The sequence below is a fragment of the Aeromonas sp. FDAARGOS 1408 genome, from assembly GCF_019048665.1.
GTDB lineage: Bacteria > Pseudomonadota > Gammaproteobacteria > Enterobacterales > Aeromonadaceae > Aeromonas > Aeromonas dhakensis.
Genome location: NZ_CP077394.1, coordinates 1,644,782 through 1,664,497, shown reverse-complemented (window position 1 = coordinate 1,664,497; position 19,716 = coordinate 1,644,782). Strand labels below are relative to the sequence as shown.

At 58.9% G+C, this 19,716-nt stretch carries 19 protein-coding genes and 1 pseudogene; 7 read left to right on the top strand and 13 right to left on the bottom strand.

Annotation, left to right across the window (positions count from 1 at the left end; translation table 11 throughout):
• Positions 1-43: 43 nt before the first annotated feature.
• The 13 genes and pseudogenes from I6L38_RS07845 to I6L38_RS07785 form a co-directional block, all read right to left on the bottom strand.
• Positions 44-1,693 (bottom strand): diguanylate cyclase, encoded by a 1,650-nt coding sequence (locus I6L38_RS07845; RefSeq protein ID WP_185450452.1) that lies wholly within the window; start codon positions 1,691-1,693, stop codon positions 44-46.
• Positions 1,693-2,169, bottom strand: coding sequence for a hypothetical protein (locus I6L38_RS07840; protein WP_024941819.1), 477 nt, complete (start codon positions 2,167-2,169; stop codon positions 1,693-1,695). Before I6L38_RS07840 ends, I6L38_RS07845 begins: the two co-directional genes overlap by 1 nt.
• 85 nt (positions 2,170-2,254) lie before the next feature.
• Positions 2,255-3,046 (bottom strand): annotated as a pseudogene (cobB, locus tag I6L38_RS07835) (Sir2 family NAD+-dependent deacetylase); the annotation flags it as partial.
• Between the two features lie 66 nt (positions 3,047-3,112).
• A complete protein-coding gene (locus I6L38_RS07830; RefSeq protein ID WP_017782894.1) occupies positions 3,113-3,712 on the bottom strand; it encodes a GNAT family N-acetyltransferase in 600 nt (199 codons plus the stop codon).
• Positions 3,713-3,715: 3 nt separating this feature from the next.
• Complete coding sequence (locus tag I6L38_RS07825; protein ID WP_201889271.1) at positions 3,716-4,963, bottom strand: response regulator; 1,248 nt, start codon at positions 4,961-4,963, stop codon at positions 3,716-3,718.
• A 1-nt stretch (position 4,964) separates the two neighbouring features.
• Entirely contained in the window at positions 4,965-8,909 is a 3,945-nt protein-coding gene (locus I6L38_RS07820; RefSeq protein WP_216989577.1) for a transporter substrate-binding domain-containing protein, read from the bottom strand.
• 54 nt (positions 8,910-8,963) lie between these two features.
• On the bottom strand, positions 8,964-9,260 hold the full coding sequence (gene ihfA / locus I6L38_RS07815) for an integration host factor subunit alpha (RefSeq protein WP_005300715.1): 297 nt from the start codon (positions 9,258-9,260) through the stop codon (positions 8,964-8,966).
• 3 nt (positions 9,261-9,263) lie between these two features.
• Positions 9,264-11,651, bottom strand: coding sequence for a phenylalanine--tRNA ligase subunit beta (gene pheT, locus I6L38_RS07810; RefSeq protein ID WP_216989372.1), 2,388 nt, complete (start codon positions 11,649-11,651; stop codon positions 9,264-9,266).
• 12 nt (positions 11,652-11,663) lie between these two features.
• Complete coding sequence (gene pheS / locus I6L38_RS07805) at positions 11,664-12,647, bottom strand: phenylalanine--tRNA ligase subunit alpha (RefSeq protein WP_005300689.1); 984 nt, start codon at positions 12,645-12,647, stop codon at positions 11,664-11,666.
• Between the two features lie 406 nt (positions 12,648-13,053).
• A complete protein-coding gene (locus tag I6L38_RS07800) occupies positions 13,054-14,040 on the bottom strand; it encodes a tyrosine-type recombinase/integrase (protein WP_216989371.1) in 987 nt (328 codons plus the stop codon).
• Between the two features lie 382 nt (positions 14,041-14,422).
• The gene (locus tag I6L38_RS07795) at positions 14,423-16,105 is read right to left on the bottom strand and encodes a DUF262 domain-containing protein (RefSeq protein ID WP_216989370.1); all 1,683 of its coding nucleotides are present in this window, start codon (positions 16,103-16,105) and stop codon (positions 14,423-14,425) included.
• 97 nt (positions 16,106-16,202) lie between these two features.
• Positions 16,203-16,424, bottom strand: a complete 222-nt coding sequence (locus I6L38_RS07790) for a hypothetical protein (protein ID WP_216989369.1) — start codon at positions 16,422-16,424, stop codon at positions 16,203-16,205.
• Between the two features lie 57 nt (positions 16,425-16,481).
• Complete coding sequence (locus I6L38_RS07785) at positions 16,482-17,144, bottom strand: LexA family transcriptional regulator (protein ID WP_216989576.1); 663 nt, start codon at positions 17,142-17,144, stop codon at positions 16,482-16,484.
• 118 nt (positions 17,145-17,262) lie between these two features.
• Between I6L38_RS07785 and I6L38_RS22775 the strand changes: the two genes are divergently transcribed.
• The 7 genes from I6L38_RS22775 (at position 17,263) to I6L38_RS07750 (ending at position 19,655) form a co-directional block, all read left to right on the top strand.
• Complete coding sequence (locus I6L38_RS22775; protein ID WP_216989368.1) at positions 17,263-17,547, top strand: Cro/CI family transcriptional regulator; 285 nt, start codon at positions 17,263-17,265, stop codon at positions 17,545-17,547.
• Between the two features lie 39 nt (positions 17,548-17,586).
• Entirely contained in the window at positions 17,587-17,856 is a 270-nt protein-coding gene (locus tag I6L38_RS07775; RefSeq protein ID WP_213387180.1) for a DNA-binding protein, read from the top strand.
• 37 nt (positions 17,857-17,893) lie between these two features.
• Complete coding sequence (locus I6L38_RS07770; protein WP_216989367.1) at positions 17,894-18,403, top strand: phage regulatory CII family protein; 510 nt, start codon at positions 17,894-17,896, stop codon at positions 18,401-18,403.
• 8 nt (positions 18,404-18,411) lie between these two features.
• Complete coding sequence (locus I6L38_RS07765) at positions 18,412-18,636, top strand: ogr/Delta-like zinc finger family protein (RefSeq protein WP_005351998.1); 225 nt, start codon at positions 18,412-18,414, stop codon at positions 18,634-18,636.
• A gap of 49 nt (positions 18,637-18,685) precedes the next feature.
• A complete protein-coding gene (locus I6L38_RS07760; RefSeq protein ID WP_216989366.1) occupies positions 18,686-19,138 on the top strand; it encodes a hypothetical protein in 453 nt (150 codons plus the stop codon).
• 65 nt (positions 19,139-19,203) lie between these two features.
• Complete coding sequence (locus I6L38_RS07755) at positions 19,204-19,392, top strand: hypothetical protein (RefSeq protein WP_058056131.1); 189 nt, start codon at positions 19,204-19,206, stop codon at positions 19,390-19,392.
• Between the two features lie 2 nt (positions 19,393-19,394).
• Positions 19,395-19,655, top strand: a complete 261-nt coding sequence (locus I6L38_RS07750; RefSeq protein ID WP_005352009.1) for a DNA-binding transcriptional regulator — start codon at positions 19,395-19,397, stop codon at positions 19,653-19,655.
• Positions 19,656-19,716: the final 61 nt, after the last annotated feature.

Below are 19,716 nucleotides of genomic sequence, written 5' to 3'. Positions count from 1 at the left end.
TGCTGCGTTTTGTCTCTGGCAGGTTCAATACCGCCCTTTGTGCTCAGGCCAGCTGCCTTGCCTCACTGCCCGCCAGCACCTGCAGTTGCACCAGCCCCAGTCGCCGGGCCAGCGGCTGCAACAACTCGCCATGTTCATCATCCTGCGGCAACCAGTAGCGCACGGGCCAGCCGGCTGCCAGCTGCGCCGGGGTGGCGCTGCCAATGTCTCTGAGCGCCAGGGTGCAACCCTGCTGCCGCAATCCCGCCAGCAAGGCAGTATCCGGTTGCAGTACCGGCACCAGCAGCACCAGCGGCGTGCGGGATGCCCCCGGCAGACAGGCCAGCACCTGGGCCAGCTGAGCCTGATTGTCGAGCGGGACCAACAAGGCACGACCATCGCCACGCAGCGTCTCATGCGCCCGCAGCAGCCGGGCCAGCACGGGCCCCAGCACGCCGCACTCCTGCAGCCAGCGCATAGGACAGGGCGTGCCCTGCTCTTGCCAGTAGAGCGCCAGTTGCCACAGGCCGTTGCCCTGTTCATCCGTCATCGCCTGCAGTGCCACCCGCAGCGGCGCCGGCTCGCGTCCGGCCAGCCAGTCGCGCAGCTGATGCAGCTGGTGCTGGGTCAACTGCAGCTGCTGCAGCATGGCCGGCGCAAACCAGCTGATGTCCCCCTCCTGGCTGCGCTTGGCCTGATTGAGGGCCAGGATGGCCTGATCCAGCAGCCGGCCGGCATCCTGCTGCTGCGCCCTGGCCACCCCGAGCCGGCAGGCCAGCTCGAAGCTGCACTCCCGGGTCACGAACTCGAAGTGGAGCAGGTTCATCAGCTGGTGGATGCGCGCTTCCAGCGTCCCGTCCGCCGTGGTCAGCACCACGGCGAACTCGTCGCCGCCGAGCCGGTAGGCGTGACTGCCGTGGGCCTGCTGCAGCTTGTCGGCCACCGTCTGCAACAGCCGATCACCGACCTGATAGCCGAGCAGATCATTGACCTGCTTGAAGCGCTTGAGGTCGAGCACTACCAGGGCACTCGCCTCGCCGGCATGCAGGGCGCGAGAGAGCTGCTCCTGCAGGGCGCGGCGGTTGCCAAGCCGGGTCAGGGGGTCGAGCAGGGCGAGCCGGCGGTTCGCCAGATTGGCACGAATGAGGGCGGCCACCAGGGCACCGCCGGTCAGCAGCAGGATCAGCTGCCAGATCTGCAGCCAGAACAGGCTGCTGCGGATCTGGCTCACCGAACGTTCCCGCTCCTGGCCGGAGAGGATTTGGTTGCCTATCTGCTCGATGAGCCGGGTCTGGCTGGCGATCGCCTCCTGCAGGCGGGCGAGTTGGGCCCCTTCCCGCAGTTCCCCTGCCGCCATCTGGGGCTCGAGCCGCTTGATCTGCTCGAACAGTCCGGCCAGCGCCTTGCCAAGGCCGTGCCGCTCACGCGCCTCGGCGGTTTCACTGCTGATGAGAAAGATGTCGAGCCGGTTCCACAGCAGATCGTAATCGAGGCTCAGGGTCTCCATCTCCACTTGGCCGACCCGATAGAGCCGCAGATCGGCGAGGAAACGCTGGGATTCGAGCATCACCTGGCTGATGTTCCAGTGGATGTTGCGGTAGAAGGTGTCGACCAGCTGCTCCTGGCGATGCTGCAGATAGAGGCTGCTGCCCGACGAGAGCAGAAACAGCAGCGAGACTGCCACCAGCAGCAGCTTGTGGCGGGATAGCCCCATCAATCGACGATCTCGATGCGGGTCACCTGCCACACCATGCAGTTGTGGATGGCGGGTACGTCCAGCTTGGGATAAGTGGTAAACGGGATGAGCAACCAGAGCGGCCCCTTGTTGCGCCGGGTCAGCGGCTTGCCGTCCTCCGCACGCACCAGGGTCAGCGGCACGCCGTCGAACAGGGCCAGATCCACCACCTGTTGATAACCGTTGAGGGCCGAGACGGCGATCTTGCGGGCATTCTGGATCCCTTGCGCCGCCAGCACGGTCGCCAGGGTCGGCCCGCGATAGTGGTGGGAACCCTGGGTCCAGGGGGTGGTGGTGGTGAACTCGGTCTGTGGCAGGGCGGAGAGGGCCGCCTCATCGAGGGCCACCTGCTGGCCGTCTGGCAACACCAGGGTCATCAGGGAGGCCTGTGCCGATGCGCCGGCACAGGCCAGCATCAGGAGGGAAAAAGCGATCCATTGCTTGAGAGTGATCATGTAAGTTGCGCCAACTGCGTCCCATTTTTTGGCTGCCAGTGTGGCGATTTCACCGGTTCATTGCAACTGCGCTGATGCACAATAGCTAGGGGCCGCGCATCTCCATCCAGTTGTGCCCCTCGATCTGCGCCGGCTGGTGTACGCCGCAGCGTTGCAGCAGCTCATCCACATAGGCCGGCACCAGCAGGGAAGCCGGACCGTAGCGCTTCTCGTCAAACTGGCTACCCACTTCGCTCGGCTCCAGGTTGAGCTCTATGGTGTGGGCTCCGTTCAATCCCGCTTCGTGCACGAAACCGGCCGCCGGATAGACGGCGCCAGAGGTGCCGATGGAGATGAAGAGATCACACTGGGCCAGCGCGCCGTAGATGCGATCCAGCCCGAGCGGCATCTCGCCGAACCAGACCACGTGCGGGCGCAGCGGCTGGGGAAACTGGCAGCAGGTGCACAGCTCTTCCTGATGGAGATCGCCGCGCCACTCGATCACCTGGCCCGAGCCTGGGCAGCGCGCCTTGAGCAGCTCACCGTGCATGTGAATGAGATTCTTGCTGCCGGCGATCTCGTGCAGGTTGTCGATGTTCTGGGTCACCAGGGTGACGCAGTCCGGCAGCAGGCGCTCGAGCCGGGCCAGCGCATAGTGGGCCGGATTGGGGTGAATGTGGGGTTGCTGCAGCTGATGACGGCGAGAGTTGTAAAAGCCCTGCACCAGCTCAGGATCCCGGGCATAGCCCTCCGGCGTCGCCACGTCCTCCACCCTGTGCTCCTCCCACAGACCGTCACAGGCGCGAAAGGTCTTGATGCCCGACTCGGCCGAGATCCCGGCACCGGTAAGAATGACGATGTGTTTCGCTGACTGCACCATGACTGACTCCCTCTGGCTAGCTCTCTGGCTGACCTTAGCACAGGGTGAAAAACCGGCCTATTCGCCCTTGGTCTTATGATGCGGTTACAGGGTGTCGAGCACGCTCAGATCGAGTCGCACGAACACCAGCTCCCGCCCCGTCACCAGGGTGAGCGGCAGGCCCAGCCCGCGCAGCAGCGCCAGCATGGGGCGATTCTGGGGCAGCACCTCCGCCGTCCATTCGCGGATCCCCTCGCCGCGCGCCAGCAAGGCCAGCGCCAGCAGGATGCGCCGCCCCGCCCCTCTGTGCTGGAAGTGATCGGCGACGATGCAGGAGAACTCGGCCCGATCCGGATGCAGCCGCCGCCGGATGGACTGGGCCTGGGCCAGCGGCCGTCCCTGACCGTCGGTCAGCAGCAGGCCGATCTGATGTTCCCTGGGGTAATCGAGGAAGAAGGCGAGCTGCTCGTCGCTCAACCTCTGCTTGGCGCGCATGAAACGCAGGTAGACGCTCTGCTCACCGAGTTCGTCATAAGCCGCTCGGATGCGGGCGGGATCGGCCCCCGCCAGCTCCTGCAAGCGGCAGGGAACGCCCCCGACCTCCATCATCAGCGGCAGGTCAGCGCGGGTACGGGGATGAAGCCAGCCGGCCAGGGAGCGGCGCAACCGGGCTTCGTCCGGCGGCCAGCAGAGGTAGCGGGCCACCCTCTACCAGCGCCCCGCCATGCCGCGATCGCGCCACAGGTTGTGGTCCAGCAGGTTGAAGGGATCGTCCAGATAGAGGGCGATGCCAAGCTCTCTGGCTCGGTTGATGAAGCGCCCCAGCAGGGAGTCCGGGGTCATGGCCTCCAGGCTCGGCAGCAGGCTCTGCCCTAGCAGCAGATGCTGCAGCGGCATCCGCTCCAGCAAGTCGAACGGAATGTGCTGATCGTTGTCCAGCAGCAGGGCGAGCCGTGCCCCCGCCAGACTGGCCTGCAGCACCAGGGCAAAACGCTCCGCCTGGCTCAACAGGTGGTCGCGCCGGTGGATCAGCAGGGTGAGCTCGCCAGGCTCCCTGCCCCGCTGGACGAGCCATTCGCGCACCAGCTCCCAGCGCGGCGGCAAACCGGTCACCGCCAGCCAGATGGGCAAGGGAGACGGGGGATCGGACAAGAGTCCGAGCAACCCCTTCTCCTCCCCCTGCCAGGTGCGGATGGTACGGCGCAGTCCGCTCAGGCGGCGCTGACGCTGCGGCCCCAGATAAAGCCCCTTGAGCAGGCTCAGCAGATCGTCGGCCAGCAGCGGCTTGGCCAGGGCCGCCAGCACGTTGAACCCGGCATCGTGCAGCAGGCGGCGGGCGCCGTCGATCAGGGTCTGGTCGTGGGCGGAGAGCAGCACGATGGGCAGGCCGCTGTGCTGGTATTGGGGCTGGCTCATCAGCAGGCTGATGGCATCCTGATCCACCAGGCTGAGATCGCTCACCAGCAGCTTGATCTCGCCACCGGCCAGCGCCTTGATGCAGGCATTGCCATCCTGCACCCACTGACAGGGCAATCCCAGTCCCCTGATCTCCTGCTGGATGTGGGCCCCCTGAAACGGGTGATCCTCCAGCAGCAACACCTGGGTCTGGGCCAGCCACTCCTGCCACGCCAGATAGCGGCCATTGACCCCCGCCAGCCAGTCATCGGTGAGGCGATAGATCCCCTCCGCCTGCGCCGTCAATTGCGGCAGGTAGTCGGCACCGGCGTGGGAGTCGGGATCGAACAGGGCGATGGCACCGGCGGCAAACAGCCCTTCCCACTGCCAGCAGGCATCGGGCCGGGTGCGGCGCAAGGTGGCAAATTCCGGCAGTTTGACGGCTTTTGCCGCCCGATAGGCAACCCCGTCCAAGGCATAGATGGTCACGGGGTGGAACAGGCGCTCATCCGTCTCTTCCGAGTTCAGCAACGCCAGTAACTCTTCATCTGTGATGATCATGTCAGAGCCTCTCACGTAGTCGCCGGCACACCTCGTCCAGAGCTTGCCGCAGCGGGGGTAGCAGGGGTTGCCGTGGATCCCGTTTCCACTGTTCAATCACCTGGACGAGCGGGGTCGCGCCCACCATTTTGGCGGCCCCCTTCATCTTGTGTAAAGCGGCTTCCAGTGCCATCTCGTCTGCTTGTGTGACACAGCGCTCAATGTCGGCCAGATCCTGGCCGGTCGCCTCCAGATAGAGGGAGATAAGCTCGGGGGTGAGCAGCGGCATCTGGGCTTCTGACCAGGGCGCCGGTGCTGCCACCTTCTGCTCCGGGTTCGGCTCGGGTGCAGGGTCCCCCAGGGTGCGTAGCAGATTGGCGAGATCCTTGAGCAGCAGCGGCTTGTCCAGATGACCACGACAACCGCAGCTGGCCAACTGCGCCGCCGCCGGCTCGCTGAGATCGGCGGTGATCACGTAGGTGGGCAGATGTTGCCAGCGCGGGGTGTCTCGCAGTCGGCGGCAGAGCTCGGCTCCGTCCATCACCGGCATCTGCAGATCGGTCAGCACCAGATCGACCGTCTCGTGCTGCAGCATGTCGAGCGCCAGCTGGCCGTTGGCCGCGCTGATCACCTGGGCCCCCAGCTGGGTCAGCTGCATGCTGATCAATACCCGGTTCACCTCGTGATCTTCAACCAACAGCACCCGCATCCCCTGCCCCGGCAACGTGATCATGCCCTGGGCGGAGGGCACCAGCCGCGGCTGCATCAAGCTGACCACCGAGCCCGGCACCCAGGGTTCGCCCTGCCAGTCCCAGTAGCGCAGCCCCTGTTCATCCTGGCGGGCGCTCAGCACCGGGCCGGCCGGATCGTCCGGCAGATCGAGCTCGCCGAGCCAGGGCAGCAGATAGTCCCGCTCCGCCCCGTCGAGTGCCACATGGACGCTGCTCACCCGCGGGCGCCAGCGCGGCATCTCCTGCAGCAACACCAGCGGCAATGCACAGGTGAAGCGGCTGCCGCCAGTTGTGCGCGGCTCGACCCGGATCTCTCCCCCCATCTGCTCCATCAGCTGGCGACAGATGGCAAGCCCGAGCCCGGTCCCCTGGGCCCGCGGCTGCCCCTCCTCCCCACCCTGTTCAAAGGGCAGGAACAGGCGCGGCAGCAGCTCGGCACTGATGCCGGGCCCCTCGTCATCCACCCCGCACAGCAGCTGGGTGCCGTCCCGGCGGGCCCACAGCACCACCTCGCCACGGCTGCTGAACTTGATGGCATTGGCCAGCAGGTTGTGCAGCACTTGCTGCACCCGATGGGGATCCAGCTCCACCTGAGCGGGCAGTCGGTGATCCAGATCCAGCCGCAGTTGCAGCCGCTTGGAGCGGGCCTTGGACCAGTGCACGGCAGCCACATGCTCACACAAATCCACCAGATCGGTAGGCTGGGGCGAGAGCGCCAGCTGCCGGTTCTCGTTGCGGCTGAAATCGAGCACGTCGTTGAGCAGGCCCAGCAGCTCGTCCCCTGCCTGCCTGACATGGGAGAGCGCAGAGTGCTGCTCGGCATTGAGGGGGGTGTGGCTGAGCCATTCCAGCAGCCCCAGGATGGCGTTCATGGGGGTGCGGATCTCGTGGCTCACCGCCGCGAGGAAGCGGCCCTTGGCCAGCACGGCCTGCTCGGCCCGCTCATGGGAGGCCTGCAGCGCCTGCTCCTGCTCGACCCGCACCGTCACATCCTGCACCACCCCGTATACCCGCCACCCCTGCTCGGGCAGGCTGCGCCCCCGGCCGTAGAACTGCAGCCAGCGGGTACCCTTGAGCGGATGCTGGTAGCGCAGGGCATAGGAGAAGGGCTGGCCGGCCTGCAGCATCTCGCGCATGGGCTGCTGCATCTCGACCTTGTCCTGCGGTGCCAGCCGTCCCAGCGCCTCGCCCGGATTGCGGCGGATCTGCTGGCTGGCCAGCCCCAGCAACTCATAGCTGCCGCGACTGATGAACTCCACCTGGCGGATCCCCTCCTCGTGCAGCAGGAACTGGATCACCACGCCGGGCACCGTGTTGGTCAACGCCCGCAGGCGCCGCTCGGCCTGGCGCAACAAGCGGGTGCGCTCGCGCAGGGCACTGATGTTGGAGAGCGCGATGAGATCCCCCGCCGGCGACTGCTTGCCGAGCTGGAGTGGGATCTGGGCGTAGGAGTAGACCTGATCGCCCAGCGCCATCTCCCCCTCGCTCTCTTGCAACTGGGCCTGCGGCAGGTGCAATTCCGCCAGGTAGCGGGCCTCCAGCCGCTTGGCCTGCTTGTTGCGCTTGATGATCTCGCCCTGATTGTCCCGCAGGAACACCGGCACCGGCAGCGCCTGGAACAGGGACTCCCGGAACTGGCTCTCCAGCGCCAGGGTCTGCTCCATCGCCTGGCGCTGGCTCACCTCCCGGGCCAGCTGCTGGCGCGAGCGCCAGATCAGCCAGATGACACCGGCACTGATCAGCAGCGCCAGCAACACCGAACCCAGCCAGATCCCGTAGCTGACCCCGGCCTGCTGGGTCAGTACCAGCCGGTGCCAGCGCAGTTTGAGATCGTCATTCTGCTTGCCGGTGAGGGTCATCAGACTCTGTTCCATCACCCCGGCAAGCCTGGGGCTGTGCCGATTGATGGCAAACCCCAACCCGAAACGCTGCGGCAACTCCCGCACCTCCAGCCCGTCCAGCTGGTTGTTGCGAAGCGGGTATTGCAGCTGATAGAGCTCGGCCAGCATGGCGTCGGCCGCGCCGCTCTGTACTGCCGCGATCCCCGCTGCCAGGGTGTCGCTCTTGCGCCAGTGATGCGTACCCTCCAGGCGGGTCAGCATCTCTTCGTCATAGAGGGTGGCGGGCACCACTATCCTGCCCTTCACCGCCGCCATCGTCTCGAACGGCTGGGTCTTGCGGCTCACCAGGGCATAACGGCTGACCGCCATGATCCGGGTGAAGTCGAAGGCATCGGTCAGCGCCGGCGTCTCCAGCAGGCCGACCATCATGTCCGCCTCGCCGCTTTGCAGCTTGGCCAGCGCCTCTTCCCGGCTGGTAGTGGGGATCACGTGGAAGTTGAGCCCGGTCTGCTGGCTCACCAGCTTCAGCACGTCCGCGCTCCACCCCTTGAGATCGCCCTGCTCGTCGAGGCCGCTGTAGGGCATCAGATCCGGGTTGACCACCAGCTTGATGGCGCTGGAGGCGCCGACCAGCCAGGCCTGCTCCTTGTCGGTGAAGTGGAGCGGGTTGATGTCCTGCTCCCCCTGCGCCAGGTAGCGGTCGAGATCCTGATAGAGGGAGCCCGGCGGCAGGTAGCGGATGGCGGTGTCGATCAGTTCGCGCAGTGCCGGTTTGTCCCGCATCATCAGCCGGTAGCTCACCACCAGCTCATCGCTGCGCAGGCGGCGCAGCCGCAGCCCGGTGTCCGGGTATTCGCGCATCAGGTAACGCAGCTGCAGGTAGTCGCCGAGGTAGGCCGTCCCCTTGCCCGCCGCCAGGGCCGCGTACCAGTTGTCCGCCTCGGTCAGAGGCTGCTGGGTTGAATGGGGATAGAGGGCACGCAGCACCTCGTTCGCCTGCCAGATGGGCGAGACCAGAAACCTGGCCTGCCCCAACTCGCCGCGATAGAGGATGGCGGACTCGGCCTCCAGCATGGCACGACTGAGCGCCATCCCGGGCAGGGCCTCCAGAGAGGGGCCCACGTTGGGAATGAGATCGCAGCGCCCCTCCAGCAATCCGCTGCGCACGGCAGACCAGTTGGGCAGCTTCTGATAGATGAGCGGAAAGGGGAGCTGTTCGGCCAGTCGCTCCATCTGATCGACCAGCAGCCCTCCCGACTCATCGAGATAAGGCGGCCTGATGAGCGCCGGATAACAGATGGTCAGCGACTTGGTGGCATCGGCAAATGCCTTGGCGGTCGTGGAGAGAGGCAGATCCATCGCCTGCAGTGGCGTGGCCAGCAGCAGACCTAGCAAAAGACTGGTTTTTATCATGAAAAAGTAAAAGCCAGGCGGTTGCCTGGCTTTTTGTCACTCGTTGGGTTCAACATTTTCGACCCTGGCCTTGAGTTTCTGACCAGGGCGGAAGGTGACCACCCGCCGGGCGCTGATGGGAATATCTTCGCCGGTTTTCGGGTTACGTCCTGGACGCTGGTTCTTCTCACGAAGATCAAAGTTACCGAAGCCTGAAATCTTGACTTGTTCACCACGCTCAAGCGCTTGTCTGATCTCTTCAAAGAAGGCTTCCACCATATCTTTGGCTTCACGCTTGCTCATCCCGAGCTGGGTGAACAGGTGCTCTGCAATGTCGGCTTTGGTAAGCGCCATAGATCAATCCCTCAAGGATGCATTCAACTCTTCACCAAGGGCCCGCACGACATTGTCTACGGTCTCGGCAATCTCTTTCTCCTCCAGAGTGCGCTGGGTGTCTTGCAGAACAAGACTGATGGCCAGGCTCTTCTTGTCCTCGGCCATACCAGCACCCTGGTATACGTCAAACAAGTTTATTCCAACTACCTGATTTCCGCCAACTTTTTTAATTACTGCCAGCACATCGCCAGCCAGAACCGCAACATCAACCACCACGGCGATGTCTCGACGGTTGGCCGGGAAGCGGGAAACTTCGGCTGCAACCGGCACCTTGGCCGGGGTCAGCTTGTCCAGCTCCAGCTCGAACATCACGGCGCGGCTCTTGAGGCCCAGCTTCTTCTCGAGGCTCGGATGGATCACGCCGATGTGGCCGATGACCTCGCCATTGCGCAGGATCGCCGCGCTCTGGCCCGGGTGCAGGGCACTGTGCTCGGCACGCTCGAAGGTGAAGGTGGCGCCTTCGGCGGTCAAGTCCAGCACCGCTTCCAGATCCCCTTTCAGATCAAAGAAGTCGGCAGCGCGGCTCTTGATGTCCCAGTGCTCGTCGCTCTGGTTGCCGGTGATGATGCCGGCCAGCATGAGCTCCTGACGGATGCCGTTCTCGGCATTTTCGTCCTTGATGAAGCGCAGGCCCTGCTCGAACAGGCGCACACGCGGCTGCTGACGGTTCTGGTTGTAGACCACCGCCTGTACCAGACCCGGGAACAGAGAGACGCGCATGGCGGACATCTCGACCGAGATCGGGTTCGGCAGCACGATGGCATCGCTCTGCGGGAACAGGGTCTGCTGAGCCTTGGGATCGACGAAGCTATAGGTGATCGCTTCCTGGAAGCCGCGATCGACCAGCAGGTCGCGCACCCGCTTGAGGGTCACCTGCCCTTCCGCCTGCTCTACCATCGCGAGCGATGCGGCGGGTTTGAGGTTCGGGATGTTGTTGTAGCCGTAGATGCGGGCCACTTCCTCGATGAGGTCTTCCTCGATGGCGATGTCGAAACGCCAGGAGGGGGCCAGCGCGGTCCAGCCGTCGACATCCACGGTCACCTGCATGCCCAGACGAGTCAGGATCTCGACCACCTGCGCATCCGCCACGCTGATGCCGATCACCTTGTCGAGCTTGCTACGACGCAGCTTGATGGGGGCTGCCTTGGGCAGATGATCACCGGATTTGACCTCGATGACCGGACCCGCTTCACCACCGCAGATATCCAGCAGCAGACGGGTGGCACGGTCCATCACCTTGGCCTGCAGCTCAGGGTCGACCCCGCGTTCGAAGCGGTGGGAAGAGTCGGTGTGCAGACCGTAGGCACGGGCACGGCCGGTGATGGAGAGCGGCGCGAAGAAGGCGCACTCCAGCAGGATGTCGGTGGTGGTCTCGGAGACACCGGTGCGATTGCCGCCGAAGATGCCGGCCATGCAGGCAGGGCCCTGACTATCTGCGATAACGAGCGTGGTCTCTTTGAGCTTCACTTCGTTGCCATCGAGCAGAGTCATCGGCTCGTCGGCCTTGGCGCGGCGCACCACCAGTTCCCCTTCAAGCGTCGCCAAATCGAAGGCGTGCATCGGCTGACCGTATTCCAGCAGCAGGTAGTTGGTGATGTCGACGATGGCGTCGATGGAGCGGATACCACCACGGCGCAGCTTCTCCTGCATCCAGAGCGGGCTCTGGGCGTGCAGGTTCAGCCCCTTGATGACACGGCCCAGATAACGGGGGCAATCGGCCGGCGCTTCAACCCGGATCGGGAAGGTAGCGTCGATGGTGGCAGCAGCAGGGGTCCAGGTCGGCTCGACCACGTCAACGCTGTTGAGCACGCCGATTTCACGGGCCAGACCGGCGATGCCGAGGCAGTCGGCGCGGTTCGGGGTCAGATCCACGTCGATGCTGACGTCGTTGAGCGCCAGGTAGTCGCGGATATCGGTGCCGATGGGGGCGTCAAGCGGAAGCTCGATGATGCCATCGGCCTCGACGTCGATACCCAGCTCGCTGAAGGAGCAGAGCATGCCGTGGGACGGCTGGCCGCGCAGTTTGGCTTTCTTGATGGTGAAATCACCCGGCAGGGTCGCCCCGACCTTGGCCACGCAGACTTTGAGGCCGGCACGGCAGTTCGGTGCACCGCAGACGATGTCCAGCAGCTCTTCTTCGCCCACGTTGACCTTGGTCACCCGCAGCTTGTCGGCGTCCGGGTGCTGGGCGCACTCGACCACTTCACCCACCACCACGTTGTTGAACTGGCCAGCCACCGCTTCCACGGCGTCCACTTCCAGACCAGCCATGGTGATCTGCTCGGCCAGTGCGTTGTCACTCAACTCGGTGCGGACCCACTCCATCACCCAGGATTTACTGAATTTCATGTTCTCTCGCCCTTACTTGAACTGCTTGAGGAAGCGCAGGTCGTTTTCGAAGAAGGCACGCAGGTCGTTGACCCCGTAACGCAGCATGGTCAGGCGCTCAACGCCCATGCCGAAGGCAAAACCGGAGTATTTTTCCGGATCGATGCCGACCGAACGCAGCACGTTCGGGTGCACCATGCCGCAGCCCAGCACTTCCAGCCACTTGCCGTTCTTGCCCATCACGTCCACTTCGGCGCTCGGCTCGGTGAACGGGAAGTAGGAAGGACGGAAGCGAATGGTCAAGTCTTCCTCGAAGTAGTTGCGCAGGAAGTCATGCAGGATGCCCTTGAGCTCGGTGAAGCTGGCATGCTCGTCAACCAGCAGGCCTTCGACCTGGTGGAACATCGGGGTGTGGGTCATGTCGTAGTCGTTACGATAGACGCGGCCCGGCGCTATGATGCGGATCGGCGGCTGCTGATGCTCCATGGTGCGGATCTGCACGCCCGAGGTGTGGGTGCGCAGCATCAGATCAGGATTGAAGTAGAAGGTATCGTGATCGGTACGAGCCGGATGGTGCGCCGGGATATTCAGCGCATCGAAGTTGTGGAAGCCATCTTCAATCTCGGGACCACGGGCAACCTTGAAGCCCATCTCGCCAAATAGGCGCTCGATGCGCTCGATGGTGCGGGTCACCGGGTGCAGACCACCATTCTCGATGCGGCGGCCCGGCAGGCTGACGTCGATGGTCTCGGCGGCCAGCTTCTGGTTCAGCACGGCAACTTCGAGGGCTTCACGACGCCCGTTCAGGGCATCCTGAACCTGCTGTTTGGCCTGGTTGATCACGGCGCCCGCGGCGGGACGCTCTTCAGCGGACAGGGCGCCCAGGCCCTTCATCTGCTCGGTAAAAAAGCCCTTTTTACCCAGATATTTGACCCGGATTTCGTCGAGGGCGGCGATATCGCTTACACCCTCAATTTCGGCCCTGGCTTGGCCGACTACTTCTTCAAGCTGTTGCATGTCTTCCTCGTCACCACTCCCGGTACAGGAGCCTTTAGGCTAAATAAGGTCAAGAGGGGAATAATACAAAAAAAGCCCCTTCACTGACCATAGTTAAGGTGCCCTTTTCTCCCTAGAAATCATTTTGTTATCAAGTAGGGCTTCGAGCCGGACCTGCTTCTTCTTTGCGATTGGGTACACAATTTCAGTTTGATGGCATATGAAGCCATATGTATAGCTATCATGATGGTAGAGTCATCGCCGCCTGCAAGCGACAAATGACAGACAACAAAAAAGGAGGCCTAGGCCGCCTTAATATACCCAATAAAAACAATGACTTAGATTAAAATCAATGAGTTAGGGACTACAAGGGGTGACGCTTAGTCACCCCAGATGACCCTGTTTGGGGCAATTTGTGGACACTTTGTCATATGGTGGGCAACGGATTTTCCAGCGGATTGAACCGCACAGCATCGCTCAGGTAATCCGGTGCGAAGTGGGCATAGGTCATGGTCTGCTGAATGTTGTGATGGCCCAAAATTTTTTGCAGCGCGAGGATGTTTCCCCCCGACATCATAAAATGTGATGCAAAAGTGTGCCGAAACACATGTACCGCCTGCCCTGCTGGCAGATCCGGTGCCACTGACTTGATCATCTCACGCACCAGCATATAGTCGAGGTCACGGAACAGCAGGCCCCGATTCACACCATTTGTTATCTCTTTCGTCAGCTCAGCAGAGATCGGCACGGTGCGGTTCTTGCCATTCTTGGTATTGATGTAGGTTACCCGATGGGCCCGCACCTCCTCGCGGCGCAGATTGGCCGCCTCACTCCAACGTGCCCCTGTGGCCAGGCAGAGTTTGACCACCTTCAGGTTATCCCCCGATAACGCGGCCAAGACTTCGTTGATCTCTTCCTGGGTCAGGTAGCCCATCGATCGCTCAACCAGTTTGACCTTCTTCATTTCTTTGAGCGGATGTTCATGGTGGTAATGGCCGAGATCAATGAGTACCGAGAACACCCCACCCAGCATCTCTTGCTCACGGTTGACCGTCTTGGGCTGACGGCCAGCGTTCAGTCGCTGTGCCCGATACTCGGAGAACAGCGCCCGGGTCAATTGCCTTGCCAGCGGATGGCGCAAAGCTGCATCTATATTGTGGAGTTTCTTGCGTACCGCCTCCCCTGCTTTCAGGGTCTGTCCATGGTAACGCCACCAGAGCTCGATAAGTTCAGAGAGCGGCCGGTTATCTGTCGGGCGATCCACCCACTCTTTATTATGTTCGGTAGCGATCATCCAACGCTCGAACTGCTGAGCCTCGGACTTGGTCTTGAAGCGCTTGCGGATCCGCTTGCCTTCCCTCCCTTGCGGACGGATATCGACTAGGTACCCCTCGGGGGTGGACTTGATGCTCATCGCCCCTCCTTATCTAGGAAAGCGATCCCCCATACCTGAGGCCCACACATAGGCACAGCACACAACCATTGCAATCTCATTGTTATCACTCCTCGATCAAAACACTGTTGTTTTATACAGCATTCGCTAATAATAAGCAGTGTTTAACTGAGAGGGTTACATACATGAAGCTGCTAGTAAGTTGACCACCGAAAAGATGCTCTAATGGCTTCTCAACTATTCTCCTTGGCTGTAAATTGCTTACAGACCAAGGAGGGAGGTTGAAATAAATAGTCTAAGTCAATTAATTCCAGATTAAATGCTCTGATTATGAGTCACTTAAAGTATTTAAATGCATCTCCAGTATGCATACATTTTATATCTGAAAGTTTATTTATTTCCCTCAATCAACACGCCATACCTTGACTGCTGTACCTGCCATCCACCTTTGTAGGTCATTTACAGATTCTTGATTCCACATTTCGTACTCAGCGACTTTATTTGCGATTTTAAATCTAGATGAAGCATAAGTTTTCTTTTTTTCAACAAAGGTGGCCCTTTTGAGATCATCTTTATCTAAGATTAACATGTTTCCTAAACGATCTTTTACATCACCAATTCCTTCACCAAAGTATGTGTACCAAGCTTGCTCTGGGTTGTAAGGACAGATGTGTTCTAAGGTTGTTTTATCGTAATCGCATGGGTTACCAAGATGCTCTTCAATCTCAGCGATTAAAAATCTAATCTTTTTCGCTGTTTGTCTGCTTGGCATTTTATGGAATTCAAACGCATTGTAAAATGTATTATCATCTGGATATAAACGCTTAAATTCATCGGAATTTTTTACATGACTTGCTCTATTATAGGTTCCATCAGAAATCTTTATAGCAATCTGATTGTACGTTGACTCTTGATCACTAGGTAATAAATGACAGACGACATTATACCTTATTGACATTACATATAGATACTTGGTCAGCTTAACAAACTCTTCAGGGCTAAATTTTTTAAATGCAGCAAGAAGAATAGTTAACGGCTGCTTTATGTTAAACAATCTAAATCCATTCAGATTATGAATTGCCTCTCTATATTTAACATCTTGCTCCCCCCACCAAGATTCTTCTGGATTGATTAATGATGTGTAAATGGGTGAGGATTCAATTAGTGATGTAAGATATTGATAAGCATCTTCTGGTTTTTGCACAACCTTTTTCATTGCGGAGAAGAGTTCTTTCTTTGTCACCATCTTTCTCTGTGAATTATGATGATAGCGGACAAAATCAGATATGTTATTTTCGCCTAGATCATATATTATTTCAGACCATTGCTCATCTAGTTCATCAAGCTCACTATCATCAATGTGATTGTCTTTTGTGACAATAGAGAAAAGATAGTTTTTTAGAAGGTCTGGTGTGGATAGCTGGACGCCTCTTGCATTCAGTGTTTCAAATACTTTATATGCATTTAGGTCATCTTGAACGATGATTTTCGTAAAAACCATTGATGATGAAAAGTTGATAATAAACTCTGCGATCTCTGCCCCAGTTTTCCCATAATTCATATCACAAAAATAAGAAAAACATCTTTTTATTAATTTATTTGTTGCTGTTATACCTCTAGAGTTAGAAACCTCTAGCTTTGAACATATTAATTGAAAAAATCTATCATTATTTCTATTTAACTCTAGCTTACTTGTTACCCTTAATGAAATGAGGCTTTTGTTACCAACAAATCTTTTCGTAATCTCATCGAGTCGCTCTTTATTTTGGACCTCATCTTCGCCATTATCTATCAAATTCTTAATAGCCTTCATAGCTGCCAAGACAATGATAGATAAAGTAACTAATCGTTGCTGCCCATCAATTACTTCATATTGGTATTGCTCTTTCTGCTGCAGAACAATATATCCCATATAATGAAAACTTTCACTATTAAGAGAGTTTATGTCATTCCAAAGATCTTCCCACTGCTCAGAATCCCAAGCATAGTCACGCTGAAATCTTGGCACAATATATTTACTAGACCCACCTAATAGCTCATTGAAATTTTCATTCTTAGGCTCCATCAACACAAATTGTTTTGCCATAAAATTTTCTCCTAGGAAAAATCCCACATAAATAATAAAAGGGCGCTGAGAGCCCTTTTATTATTCATGGTTGTATAAGGGATGGTTATGCATAACCTTACTCTTGATGCACCAAGCCATATTCTTCAACCAAGGCATACCATTGAGTATTATCTAGTTCATCACCGAGTGCGGAATAGTCATTTTGACTAGATTCATCTATCAGATTTACAAGGAAAAAATCATCGCCTTCCTCACCAAATATATCTTCGACAACAAGGCGCATCCCTTCCACTTTTTTTGTAGAAATATATAATCCTGTTTTTGGTAAAGTAGCCATCATCATTCTCCATAAAGCTCTAATTAATAAAGCGCGATATCAAACCAAAATCACAACTTAGCGCCCTGTTTGTCTTTTCCTATATGATCTGTGTTCTACCATCACGCCGATGATCTGGATGTGCTGTCGGTCGGAATGCATGGTGGGGTAATCATCATTGAGGGGGACCAGTTCAAACACCTCTTGACCGCTCTCGTCTATACCGCGGGGCCGATACTTTTTGAATGTGGCCTCGTCGCTGCCATTCTTGGCCACAACGTAATCCCCTGGCTGGGGTGACTCGTCAGGGTCAACGATGATGAGATCCCCTTCCTTAAACTGCGGCAACATGGAATCACCACGCAACCACAGGCCAAAGCCGTAAGGGCCGATCTCGCCGCCTACCGATACATATTCGACATTGCCATCAAAGGCGGTGGCCTGCTCACACATCTCACGCCAATTGCCGGCTTGGACATAGCTGAGAATCGGCACTCTATTCCCTTGCGGTATCACCGCAGGCTCTACATTCGATATCTCTGGCGAACCTTTCCCAGTGGAAAGCCAGTGTGCTGAAACGCCAAACACCCTCGCCAGCGCGACCAGATAGTCCGCGCTCGGGGAGACATCTCCACTTTCCCATTGAGATACCGAAGCTCTACTTGCGCCAATGCGCTCACCCACCTGTTGTTGGGTAAGTCCATGCTTTTTACGAAGTTCTTTGATGCGTTCACTTTTCATAGTTGGAAACTTTAACACCGACGCGCGTTGGATCTTTTGCATTTTAGCGTTGACATTCCAAACAAAGGATCGTAAAAACTCCAACACCAATGTTTGAATATCCAACGCAAGGGCTTTCATGAAGAAGCAAGATGTACTTAGCCACTTCGGTGGCGTTACCAAGACGGCTAATGCCTTGGGCATTAACAGAGCAACGGTTTCCTGTTGGGGTGAAGTCATTCCAAAAGGCCGAGCCTACCAGATCGAAGTGATGACCGGCGGTCAGCTTAAGGCTGACGCCACCGCTCTGCCTGGCCAAGAGCGGGACACACAACGCGTCGCAACAACGGCTACCACGGCTGATTTTCCGTGTGTGAAGCGAGCCATTGCCGCGGCAAACGCTCTATCTGGCAACGCTTCCTGACAATCCCCCTGTGTTTGAACCCCCTAAGAAGGATTCATCATGACAACTCGAATCAAACCCATCCGCATCCCCAGTGATGTGAGCCAACTACCGCTTGATTACCCGTTTGGTGATCGGGTCAGCGAAAGCCTAGAGGAGTACGCCAAGCGCCAAGGCTTGACGATTGGAGCCGTTAAAAAGCGTGCCGACCGCGGCCAGTTGCCCATTTTGCAAGACGGCCCGGGCGCACCTCGCGAGGTCAATCTTTACGCCCTGTTCCTGAAAGCCCGTTATCAGGCTGAGCGCTACGTCACCATGACGCTCGCGTGAACCTGCAAACACCATAACGGGTCAAGGAGAACCTCGCATGTTTACCGAATACGCCAGCAAACATCCGCACTGGATCAGCGCCTGCCAACGCTTTGCGGCCAGTCATAACATGGCCGAGATCGCCCAGCGAGTTGGCATGAATCCGCAGATCCTGCGCAACAAGTTAAACCCCGACCAACCCCACGAGCTGACGGTTGCCGAGTTGATTGCCATTACCCAGGCAAGTGAGAGGGATGAAACCCTGTTCGACGGTGCCCTGTTCTGCTGTGGCCTGACGGCCATTGCCATCCCCGAGCGAGAGAAGGGCCCGAGCCTGGCCCATCAGGTGATTGACACCACGGCCAAGGTGGCCGGACTCGGCGCACAGGCGCTGACAGTGGTGGAGAGCGGCCGCGTCACCAAAGGGCAGCGCAATGCGCTGGTCGGTGCTGCAACGGCAGCCATGGGCAACCTCGCCCTGCTGATCACCGAGATCGAGCACAAATACCAAGCCATTCCCTCTCTGTCTTGTGCGCTGGATATGGCGCGCATGGCGGCCGGGGCTTAGGAGAACCCATGAGACTGATTTGCCCCCACTGTGGTGCCCGCGCCAGCACTCGCACATCCATCCGGATGAGCCCGCTTTGCGGCATCGCCACTTATCAATGCAGCAATGTGGATTGCGGCCACACCTTCAAGGCGGGGTTCGAAATCATCGCAACCATCAGCCCCAGTGCCATGCCCAATCCGGCCATTGTGCTGCCCATTGTCCCGCGCAGGGTGAAAGAGGTGGCCCAGTGACCCCCTCACTGGCCGCCAAATTCTGCGCACAGGTGAAGGAGAAACCAGCATGCAACACACCCAGCCAGAGCCCCGCAACATCGCCGGTCTGACCGCCGAGGAGCAGGTGTTGATGAATACCGCAGGCATTGCGCTGTTGCGGGAGCACCTCAACCGGGCTGGTTCAAACCTCGACGGTGATTGGCTTAATGCGCCCAAGACCAAGCGAGTCGCCATTTGCGCCATCGCTCGCCAGCCGTGGGATTCGCTGATGATGGCGACCCTCTCTGCCCTGCCCTATCAGCAGCGTGAGGCGATCCGCCTTGCGGTGATTGCGCTGGATTATCAGTCGCTGTTTCACAGCGGGTGTGATCCGAAGGTGTGGCACCCATCGGTGAAGGTGACCCCGGCTGAAGTGGCCGAGCGGAAGAAGAGAGAACAGGCCAAACGCCGGCAACTGGATCATGCGGTGAATGTCGCTGGCCAGATTGGCCAAGAAGGCCCGAGAGCAATCGGGCACTAAAAAGCCCGCTTAACGGAGCTGCAACTCCAAGCGGGCCTTTATCAACAACGTATGAGGAAGTCGACATGGCAACTTTAGCGATCCCCTGCGCACTGCGCAACCTTCGCATCCAGCAACGCAAGCTGACGGGCCGATATGGCGCCCGTCTGAGCCAACACCCGGACGGTGTGGCGCTGCTCGAGCGTTCCACCGCACTGGCTTGGGCTTCTCTGTTCAGCCGCATCAACCCCTGCACACCTCAACAAGGAGCCTGACCATGACCGCACAACCGACCCAAATCAATCTGCTCAACCACCATGCCGCCAAGCGCCTGCGCCAGTTGCGGGAACAGTTGAAGCTGAGCCGCCCGAAGTTTGCCGATCTGCTGGGTATTCCGCCCACCACGCTCAAGAACTACGAGTTGGGGTACCGCGAGATTGGCGGCGGTTTGTTCCTGCTGATTGCCAACCACCCGGAGCTGAAACGGCACATCGACTGGCTGCTAACCGGTATCGCCACGCCGGAGGTGCAGCCATGAGGCAGATCTTCCACCCCATATCCGAGCAAGAGGCGCTGGCAGAGTTGCCGCGCCTTCAACA